Source organism: Burkholderia sp. 3C (assembly GCF_054589155.1).
The window spans coordinates 20560-29673 of the sequence record NZ_BAAILN010000086.1; the positions used below are offsets into that span (position 1 = coordinate 20560).

General features: G+C 68.0%; 7 protein-coding genes and 1 pseudogene. 6 read left to right on the top strand and 2 right to left on the bottom strand.

The window, feature by feature from the left end; genetic code table 11:
* Positions 1-197: 197 nt before the first annotated feature.
* Positions 198-1244 (bottom strand): annotated as a pseudogene (locus tag ACYP33_RS15115) (GlxA family transcriptional regulator); the annotation flags it as partial.
* Positions 1245-1508: 264 nt separating this feature from the next.
* On the opposite strand from ACYP33_RS15115, the gene ACYP33_RS15120 reads away from it, so the two are divergent.
* Genes ACYP33_RS15120 through ACYP33_RS15145 form a run of 6 tightly spaced genes read left to right on the top strand, consistent with a single transcriptional unit; the run spans position 1509 to position 8609 of the window.
* A complete protein-coding gene (locus ACYP33_RS15120; protein WP_459622672.1) occupies positions 1509-2894 on the top strand; it encodes an L-serine ammonia-lyase in 1386 nt (461 codons plus the stop codon).
* Between the two features lie 15 nt (positions 2895-2909).
* On the top strand, positions 2910-4154 hold the full coding sequence (locus ACYP33_RS15125; RefSeq protein ID WP_414441170.1) for a sarcosine oxidase subunit beta family protein: 1245 nt from the start codon (positions 2910-2912) through the stop codon (positions 4152-4154).
* A 25-nt stretch (positions 4155-4179) separates the two neighbouring features.
* A complete protein-coding gene (locus ACYP33_RS15130) occupies positions 4180-4473 on the top strand; it encodes a sarcosine oxidase subunit delta (RefSeq protein ID WP_206128381.1) in 294 nt (97 codons plus the stop codon).
* Complete coding sequence (locus tag ACYP33_RS15135) at positions 4470-7481, top strand: sarcosine oxidase subunit alpha family protein (RefSeq protein WP_459622673.1); 3012 nt, start codon at positions 4470-4472, stop codon at positions 7479-7481. Before ACYP33_RS15130 ends, ACYP33_RS15135 begins: the two co-directional genes overlap by 4 nt.
* The gene (locus tag ACYP33_RS15140) at positions 7471-8106 is read left to right on the top strand and encodes a sarcosine oxidase subunit gamma (protein WP_414441173.1); all 636 of its coding nucleotides are present in this window, start codon (positions 7471-7473) and stop codon (positions 8104-8106) included. Before ACYP33_RS15135 ends, ACYP33_RS15140 begins: the two co-directional genes overlap by 11 nt.
* Positions 8103-8609: a dihydroneopterin aldolase gene (locus ACYP33_RS15145; RefSeq protein ID WP_414448245.1), complete on the top strand. Its 507-nt coding sequence runs from the start codon at positions 8103-8105 to the stop codon at positions 8607-8609. The genes ACYP33_RS15140 and ACYP33_RS15145 overlap by 4 nt, the downstream gene beginning before the upstream one ends.
* Positions 8610-8727: 118 nt before the next feature.
* Here the strand turns inward: ACYP33_RS15145 and ACYP33_RS15150 are convergent, their stop codons facing one another.
* A complete protein-coding gene (locus ACYP33_RS15150) occupies positions 8728-9006 on the bottom strand; it encodes a hypothetical protein (protein ID WP_414441177.1) in 279 nt (92 codons plus the stop codon).
* Positions 9007-9114: the final 108 nt, after the last annotated feature.

Here is a 9114-nt window from a genome sequence, read left to right on the forward strand (position 1 = left end):
CCCCGGTCTTTGCCGGCCGCTTCGGCCTTGCCCGCCGGGCCTGCCACGGTTTCGCGATCGGCAGCATCGGTCCCCTCGGTCGTATCGACCGCATCGACCGCCTCAGCAGCATCGACCGCCTCAGCAGCATCAACCGCCTTAGCGGCATCGACTGCCTCAGCCGCCTCGACCGCCTTAGCCCCCTCGATCGCCTCGACCCCTTCAGCCGCTTCACCCCCCTCCGCCGCCGCCCCACCTTTCTCCCGATAAGCCGCCGGCGTCGCACCAAACTGCTTCCGAAACTCCCGCCCGAGATGCGACGCATCGGCAAACCCGCAACTGGTGGCGATGTCGGCCACCGTGCGGTCCGAACTCGTCAGCAGCCAGGCGGCGGTGCGCAGCCGCACCTGCTTGGCGAACGCCTGCGGGCTCTTGCCGGTTTCGGCCTTGAACAGCCGCTCCAGTTGCCGCGCCGACAGGTCGAGCTTGCCGGCCAGTTCCTCCAGCGGCAGCGCACGCCCCACGTGCTGTTCCATCAGCAGGATCGCGCGCTTGACCTTCGGGTGCGTGGCCGGCTCCAGCCCCGGCGGATGCGGCTGCGGCGCGTTGCCCTTCTGCATCTCCCCCACCAGCAGGATGCGCAGCGCCTTCTGCACGGTGGCGTGATCGAAATGGCGCAGCAGGATCGCGGCGGCCACGTCGATCGCGGCGCGCCCGCCCGAGCACGTGATGCGGCGCCGATCCATGACGAACAGCCGGTCGGCGATCAGCAGCGCCGGATCGGCGTTCGGAAAGCGCTCGATGAAATCCCAGTAATGGAACCAGCTCACGCAGATCCGGTGCGCATCGAGCACGCCCGCGCGCATCAGCGTGAACACGCCGGTGCAGATCCCCACCACGTTGGCGCCGCCCTCGGCCGCGCGCCGCACGAACTTCAGCGTGTCGGGGCTTGCCTGCGGGCTCGAATGCAGCAGCCCGCCCACCACCACCACGTAGTCGAACGGCTCGCGCGCCTCGTCGAAGGTTTCCCACGGCGTGATCTGGATGCCGCAGCTCGCGCGCACCGGCGCGAGCGTGTCGCCGATCACGCTCCAGGCGCAGCGCACCGGCTTGCTGTAGTCGCCGTCGTCGGCGGACAGCCGCAGCATGTCGACGAAGCCCGAGAAGGCGGTGAGCGTGAAGTTCGGCAGCAGCACGATACCGAAGCGCAACCGGTGGGGGGCCGGATCGTCGGACAGGAGCGAGGCGGGCAGATCGGGCGTCATTGAAGCGTGGTCAGGGTAGGGCGTGAAGCCGGAAAGCGCCGGCCGGCGGCGGCGCTCCGTGCGTCGAGCGTCGCCGATCCATTGGGGCCGGACTTGCGTTTTTCCGTCGCGAATCATCGCCAAAACGCAGTTTTCGGCCCCGCCGTCACCGGGGTGGCGGCGGCATCCCACTTCGATGCCGGTTTTGTTCTATCGGCGGATTTTACGCTTTGATGTACTGACGCCAATGTCCAACCGTTCCGTTTCCCCCGGAGAAGCAGTCAGATGAACGTCAGCGTTTTCGATCTGTTCAAGATCGGCATCGGCCCGTCGAGCTCGCATACGGTCGGCCCGATGATCGCCGCCTGCCGGTTCGCCTCGCATGTCGAGGATGCGAACCTGCTGGCCTTCGTGCGGCGCGTGCGGGTCGAGCTGTACGGCTCGCTCGGCGCGACCGGCAAGGGCCACGGCACCGACAAGGCGGTACTGCTCGGCCTGGAGGGCCACCTGCCGGACGTGATCGATCCGGACCTGATCGAGCCGCGCCTGAAGGCGATCCGCGCCGAGAAGACGCTCTCGCTGCTGGGCCGCCAGTCGGTCCGCTTCGAGGAAAAGGAAGACATCGGCTTCTTCCGCCGCCTGATGACCGGCACCGGTATCGTCCACCCGAACGGCATGCGCTTCCAGGCGTTCGACGAACAGGGCCAGTTGCTGGTGGAGAAGGAGTATTACTCGGTCGGCGGCGGCTTCGTGGTGAATCGCGACGGCGATCGCGTGAACGGCGTGCGCGCCGCGACCGAGGTGCCGTACCCGTTCCGCACCGGCGACGACCTGATGCGCGTCTCCCGCGAAAGCGGCCTGTCGATCGCCGAGCTGACGTACCGCAACGAATGCGCGCTGCGCCCGGCCGAGGAAGTGCGCGCCGGCCTGCTGGCGGTCTGGAAGACCATGGCGGCCTGCGTCGAGCGCGGCTGCAAGGTGGAGGGCGAGCTGCCCGGGCCGATGCGCGTCAAGCGCCGCGCGGCCGGCCTGTACAACCGCCTGCGCGACCGCTCCGAGGAATCGCTGCGCGATCCGCTGTCGATGCTCGACTGGGTCAACCTCTACGCGATGGCCGTCAACGAGGAGAACGCCGCCGGCGGGCGGGTGGTCACCGCGCCGACCAACGGCGCGGCCGGCGTGATCCCGGCGGTGCTCCATTACTACGTGAAGTTCGTGCCCGGCTCGAACGAGCAGGGGATCCTGGATTTCCTGCTGACGGCCGCGGCCATCGGCATCATCTACAAGGAAACCGCCTCGATTTCCGGTGCCGAGGTCGGCTGCCAGGGCGAGGTGGGCGTGGCCTGCTCGATGGCCGCCGCGGCGCTCGCCGCCGTGATGGGCGGCACGCCCGATCAGGTCGAGAACGCCGCCGAGATCGGCATGGAACACAACCTCGGCATGACCTGCGACCCGGTGGGCGGCCTGGTGCAGATCCCCTGCATCGAGCGCAACGCGATGGGCGCGATCAAGGCGCTGAACGCGTCGCGCATGGCGCTGAAGGGCGACGGCCAGCATTACGTGTCGCTCGATTCGGTGATCAAGACCATGCGCGAAACCGGCGCCGACATGAAAACGAAATACAAGGAAACGTCACGCGGCGGCCTGGCCGTGAACGTCATCGAGTGCTAACCAAGGTGCATTGAAATGAGCCGCTACTCCCTATTCAGCCTGTTCCGCAACGGCCTGTCGTATCACGAGAACTGGGAGCGCCAATGGCGTTCCCCCGAACCGAAGAAGGAATACGACGTGGTGATCGTCGGCGGTGGCGGTCATGGCCTCGCGACGGCGTACTACCTTGCCAAGGAGCACGGCATTACCAATGTCGCGATCCTCGAGAAAGGCTGGATCGGCGGCGGCAACACCGCCCGCAACACGACCATCGTGCGCTCGAACTACCTGTGGGACGAATCGGCCGGCCTGTACGAGAAGGCCATGAAGCTGTGGGAAGGGCTGTCGCAGGATCTGAACTACAACGTCATGTTCAGCCAGCGCGGCGTGATGAACCTCGCGCACACGCTGCAGGACGTGCGCGACACGCAGCGCCGCGTCAACGCGAACCGCCTGAACGGGGTGGACGCCGAATACCTGACGCCCGCGCAGATCAAGGAACTGGAACCCAACATCAACCTGAACAGCCGCTACCCGGTGCTGGGCGCGTCGATCCAGCGTCGCGGCGGCTCGGCCCGCCACGACGCGGTGGCCTGGGGCTTCGCGCGCGGCGCCGACCGCGCCGGCGTGGACATCATCCAGAACTGCCAGGTGACGGGCATCCGCCGCGACGGCGGCCAGGTCACCGGCGTGGATACGGTCAAGGGTTTCATCAAGGCCAAGAAGGTGGCGGTGGTCGCCGCCGGCAACACCAGCTCGCTCGCCGACATGGCCGGCATCCGCCTGCCGATCGAAAGCCACCCGCTGCAGGCGCTGGTGTCCGAGCCGATCAAGCCGTGCGTCAACACGGTGGTGATGTCGAATGCGGTGCACGCGTACATCAGCCAGTCCGACAAGGGCGACCTGGTGATCGGCGCCGGCATCGATCAATACACGGGCTTCGGCCAGCGCGGCAGCTTCCAGGTGATCGAAGGCACGCTGGAAGCAATCGTCGAGATGTTCCCGGTGTTCTCGCGGGTGCGCATGAATCGCCAGTGGGGCGGCATCGTGGATGTCTCGCCGGACGCCTGCCCGATCATCAGCAAGACCGACGTGAAGGGGCTGTATTTCAACTGCGGCTGGGGCACGGGCGGCTTCAAGGCCACGCCGGGCTCGGGCTGGGTGTTCGCGCACACCATCGCGCGCGACGAGCCGCACGCGCTGAACGCGGCGTTCGCGCTCGACCGTTTCTACAACGGCCACCTGATCGACGAACACGGCGCCGCCGCCGTCGCGCACTGACCCCGGACCACGAGGAGAACCCAACATGCTGCTGATCAAATGCCCGTGGTGCGGACCGCGCGCCGAGTCCGAATTCTCGTGCGGCGGGGAAGCCGACATCGCCCGCCCGCTCGACACCGACGCGCTGTCGGACCGCGAATGGGGCGACTACCTGTTCATGCGCAAGAACCCGCGCGGCGTGCACCGCGAGCAATGGCTGCACACGCAGGGCTGCCGCCGCTGGTTCATGGCGACGCGCGACACGGTGAGCTACGAAATCCAGGGCTACGACACGTTCGGCGTGCCCGCACATGACGCACAAGAGGGCAACACGAAATGAGCCAGAAAGACCGCCTGAATGCGGGTGGCCGGATCAACCGCGCGATTCCGCTGACCTTCACGTTCAATGGCCGCACCTACCAGGGCTTCCAGGGCGACACGCTGGCCTCGGCGCTGCTGGCCAACGGCGTGCATTTCGTCGCCCGCAGCTTCAAGTACCACCGCCCGCGCGGGATCGTGACGGCCGACGTCGCGGAACCGAATGCGGTCGTGCAGCTCGAAACCGGCGCGTACACCGTGCCGAACGCGCGCGCCACCGAGATCGAGCTGTACCAGGGCCTGGTCGCCACCAGCGTGAACGCCGAGCCGTCGCTGGAAAACGATCGCTTCGCGATCAACCAGAAGTTCGCGCGCTTCATGCCGGCAGGCTTCTACTACAAGACCTTCATGTGGCCGCGCAAGTTCTGGCCGAAGTACGAGGAGAAGATTCGCGAGGCGGCCGGCCTGGGCAAGGCCCCTGCGGCGCTCGACGCCGACCGCTACGACAAGCAGTTCGCGCATTGCGACGTGCTGGTGGTGGGCGGCGGGCCGACCGGCCTGGCGGCCGCGCATGCGGCGGGCGTGACCGGCGCGCGCGTGATCCTGGTGGACGACCAGCGCGAGCTGGGCGGCAGCCTGCTGTCGTGCCGCGCCGAAATCGACGGCAAGCCGGCGCTGCAATGGGTCGAGAAGATCGAGGCCGAACTGGCCAAGCTGCCCGAGGTGAAGATCCTGTCGCGCAGCACGGCGTTCGGCTACCAGGACCACAACCTGGTGACCGTCTCGCAACGCCTGACCGAGCATCTGCCGGTGTCGATGCGCAAGGGCACGCGCGAGCTGCTGTGGAAGATCCGCGCCAAGCGCGTGATCCTCGCGACCGGCGCGCAGGAGCGCCCGATCGTGTTCGGCAACAACGACCTGCCGGGCGTGATGCTGGCCGGCGCGGTGTCCACCTACGTCAACCGTTTCGGCGTGCTGCCGGGCCGCGAGGCGGTGGTGTTCACCAACAACGATCGCGCCTACCAGGCCGCGCTCGACCTGAAGGCGCACGGTGCGAAGGTCACGGTGGTCGATTCGCGCGCCGCCTCGAACGGCGCGCTGCCGGCCGCCGCCAAGCGTCACGGCGTGACCGTGATGCACGGCGCGGTGGTGGCGCAGGCAGCCGGCAAGCTGCGCGTGACTTCGGTCGACGTGCACACCTACGCGAGCGGCAAGATGGGCGGCAAGACGGCCACGCTGCCGTGCGACCTGCTCGCGATGTCGGGGGGCTACAGCCCGGTGCTGCACCTGTTCGCGCAATCGGGCGGCAAGGCGCACTGGCACGACGAGAAAGCCTGCTTCGTGCCGGGCAAGGCCGTGCAGCCGGAAACCAGTATCGGCGCGGCCGCCGGCGAATTCTCGCTGGCGCGCGGGCTGCGGCTCGCGGTGGACGCCGGCGTGGACGCGGCCAAGGCGGCCGGTTTCAACGCGGTGCAGCGCCCGGTCGCCCCGCAGGCCACCGACGCCGCCGAAGCGCCGCTGCAGGCGCTCTGGCTGGTCGGCGCGGGCGAGCAGGTGACGCGCGGCGCGAAGCGTTTCGTCGATTTCCAGAACGACGTGGGCGCGGCCGACATCCTGCTGGCCGCCCGCGAAGGCTTCGAATCGGTCGAGCACGCCAAGCGCTACACCGGCATGGGCTTCGGCACCGATCAGGGCAAGCTCGGCAACATCAACGGCATGGCGATCCTCGCGCTGGCGCTCGGCAAGACGATCCCCGAGACGGGCACCACCACCTTCCGTCCGAACTACACGCCGGTCACGTTCGGCACGTTCGCCGGCCGCGAACTGGGCGATTTCCTCGACCCGGTGCGCAAGACCTGCGTGCACGAATGGCACGTCGCGAACGGCGCGCTGTTCGAGGACGTCGGCAACTGGAAGCGCCCCTGGTACTTCCCGAAGAACGGCGAGGACCTGCACGCGGCGGTCGCGCGCGAATGCCTGGCGGTGCGCAACAGCGTCGGCATTCTCGATGCGTCCACGCTCGGCAAGATCGACATTCAAGGCCCGGATTCGATCCAGTTGCTGAACTGGATGTACACGAACCCGTGGAACAAGCTCGAAGTCGGCAAGTGCCGCTACGGGCTGATGCTCGACGAGAACGGCATGGTGTTCGACGACGGCGTGACGGTGCGCCTCGGCGAGCAGCACTACATGATGACCACCACCACCGGCGGCGCGGCGCGCGTGCTGACCTGGATGGAGCGCTGGCTGCAGACCGAATGGCCGGACATGAAGGTGCGTCTGTCGTCGGTCACCGATCATTGGGCGACGTTCGCCGTGGTCGGCCCGAACAGCCGCAAGGTGGTGCAGAAGGTGTGCCAGGACATCGATTTCGCGAACGCGGCGTTCCCGTTCATGAGCTACCGCGACGGCACCGTGGCGGGCGCGAAGGCGCGCGTGATGCGCATCAGCTTCTCGGGCGAACTGGCCTATGAAGTGAACGTGCCGGCCAACGCGGGCCGCGCGGTGTGGGAAGCCATCATGGCGGCCGGCGCGGAATTCGACATCACGCCGTACGGCACCGAAACCATGCACGTGCTGCGCGCCGAGAAGGGCTACATCATCGTCGGCCAGGACACCGACGGTTCGGTCACGCCGCACGACCTCGGCATGAGCGGGCTGGTGGCGAAGTCGAAGGATTTCCTCGGCCGCCGTTCGCTGTCGCGCTCGGACACGGCCGGCAGCAACCGCAAGCAACTGGTCGGCCTGCTGACCGACGACCCGGCCACCGTGCTGGAAGAAGGCGGCCAGATCGTCGAGACGGCGGCCGTGGCGAATGCGAACGGACTGACGCCGATGATCGGCCACGTCACGTCGAGCTACTTCAGCCCGATCCTCAAGCGCTCGATCGCGATGGCGGTGGTGAAGGGCGGTTTGGGCAAGATGGGCCAGTCCGTCGCGATCTCGCTCGCGAACGGCAGGAAGATCAACGCGAAGATCACCAGCCCGGTTTTCTACGACACCGAAGGGGTACGTCAGAATGTGGAATGAAACGCGAAATCAAACTTCGGTGGCCGTGCAACCGGCCGGCATGCGGCTCGAATCGCCGCTGGTCGGTGCGCAGGACGTGCTGAAGCCGCACCAGGCGAAGGCCTCGCAGAAGTTTCAACTGCGCGAGCGGCCGTTCCTCGACCTCGTCAACGTGCGCGGCGAGCTGTCCGATCCGGCGTTCGTCGAGGCGTTCGAGCGCGTGGTCGGCTGCAAGCCGCCCGCCACGCCGAACACGGTGGCGCGCGGCGCCGACTACGACGTGCTGTGGCTCGGCCCGGACGAGTGGCTGGTGCGCTCGCACGGCCCGGTGGTGGCCGGCCAGCTCGAAGCGAAGCTGGTGCCGGCGCTGGCCGGCCGCTACGCGGCGGCGGTGGATGTCGGCAGCGGCTTCACGGTGCTGGAAGTCAGCGGCGAGCGCGTGCGCGACGTGATCGCGCGCGGCTGCCCGCTCGATCTGCATCCGAGCCGCTTCGGCGCGGGCCAATGCGCGCAGAGCCATTACTTCAAGTCGTCGATTACGCTGGTGCCGACCGGCGAGCAGAGCTACGACCTGGTGATCCGCCGCAGCTTCGCCGATTACTTCTGCCGCATCATGCTCGACGCCGCCGCGCCGATCGTGTCATGAAACGCACCGACGATCCGTTCGCGACGCTCGAAACGGCCCGCCCGCGCGGGCGCGGCTGGAGCGTGTTCATCGACGAACTGAAGGTGCCCGCGCGCATCGGCATTCATGCGCACGAGCACGAGGCGCCGCAGCCGGTCGTGGTCGACGCGCGGCTCGGCTACCGCTGCGAGCCGGTGGAGCAGGGCGCGGAGGGCTTCGTCGATTACGACGGCTACTGCGCGCGTGTTGCGTCGTGGCTCGCGCACAAGCCGCACACGCGGCTGCTCGAAACGCTGGTGGTGGAGTTGGCGGCGCTGTCGTTCGAGGAATGGCCGTCGCTCGAATCGGTCACGCTGTCGCTGCACAAGCCGAAGATCCGGCCGGGCACGCGGCGCGTGGGCGTCGAACTGGACTGGACGCGTGCGGATTACGTCGCATGGTGCGCGGCGCTCGACGCACGCGAGCGCGTGACGCGCACCGCGTTGCAGGCCGGGCGGGTCGGGGCGGAGGTGGCCGCGCACTGAACGGCCGCGCGGCAGGAAGACAAGAAGGGAACGGCGAACGCCACGCGCGATGCGATATCGCGCGTGGCGTTGGTCGTTTGGGGTGTCGCTGAATTGCGCGGCGTACCGTGCGGCGGCCTCAGTGCAAGGCCAGCCGAGTGCTGTGCGCTTCGAGTTCGCGCAGGCGCGCGACGATGTCGTCGAGCTGCGCGCGTTCGGCCGGTTGCAGGCCGTCGCTGGCCAGCGTGGCTTCGAGCCGTGCGCGCCACAGCGCGAACGGCGCGGGCTCGCCGGGTACGAGACGCGCCACCAGCAGTTCGAGTAATGACAGATCCGATTCGACGGTCGTCGGCGCGGTGTCCGCGGTGTCGTCGTTCGGGGCGGGGGTGTGACGGGAATCGTTGGAATCGTGCTGCATCGATACCTCGCATGTCGCGGTCTGGACGCTGCCCGGCCGAGGCCGGGCATGCGCGACAGATTGACCGCGCATCGTGACCGCTTCGCGACGAGGCGAAACGGTCACGCG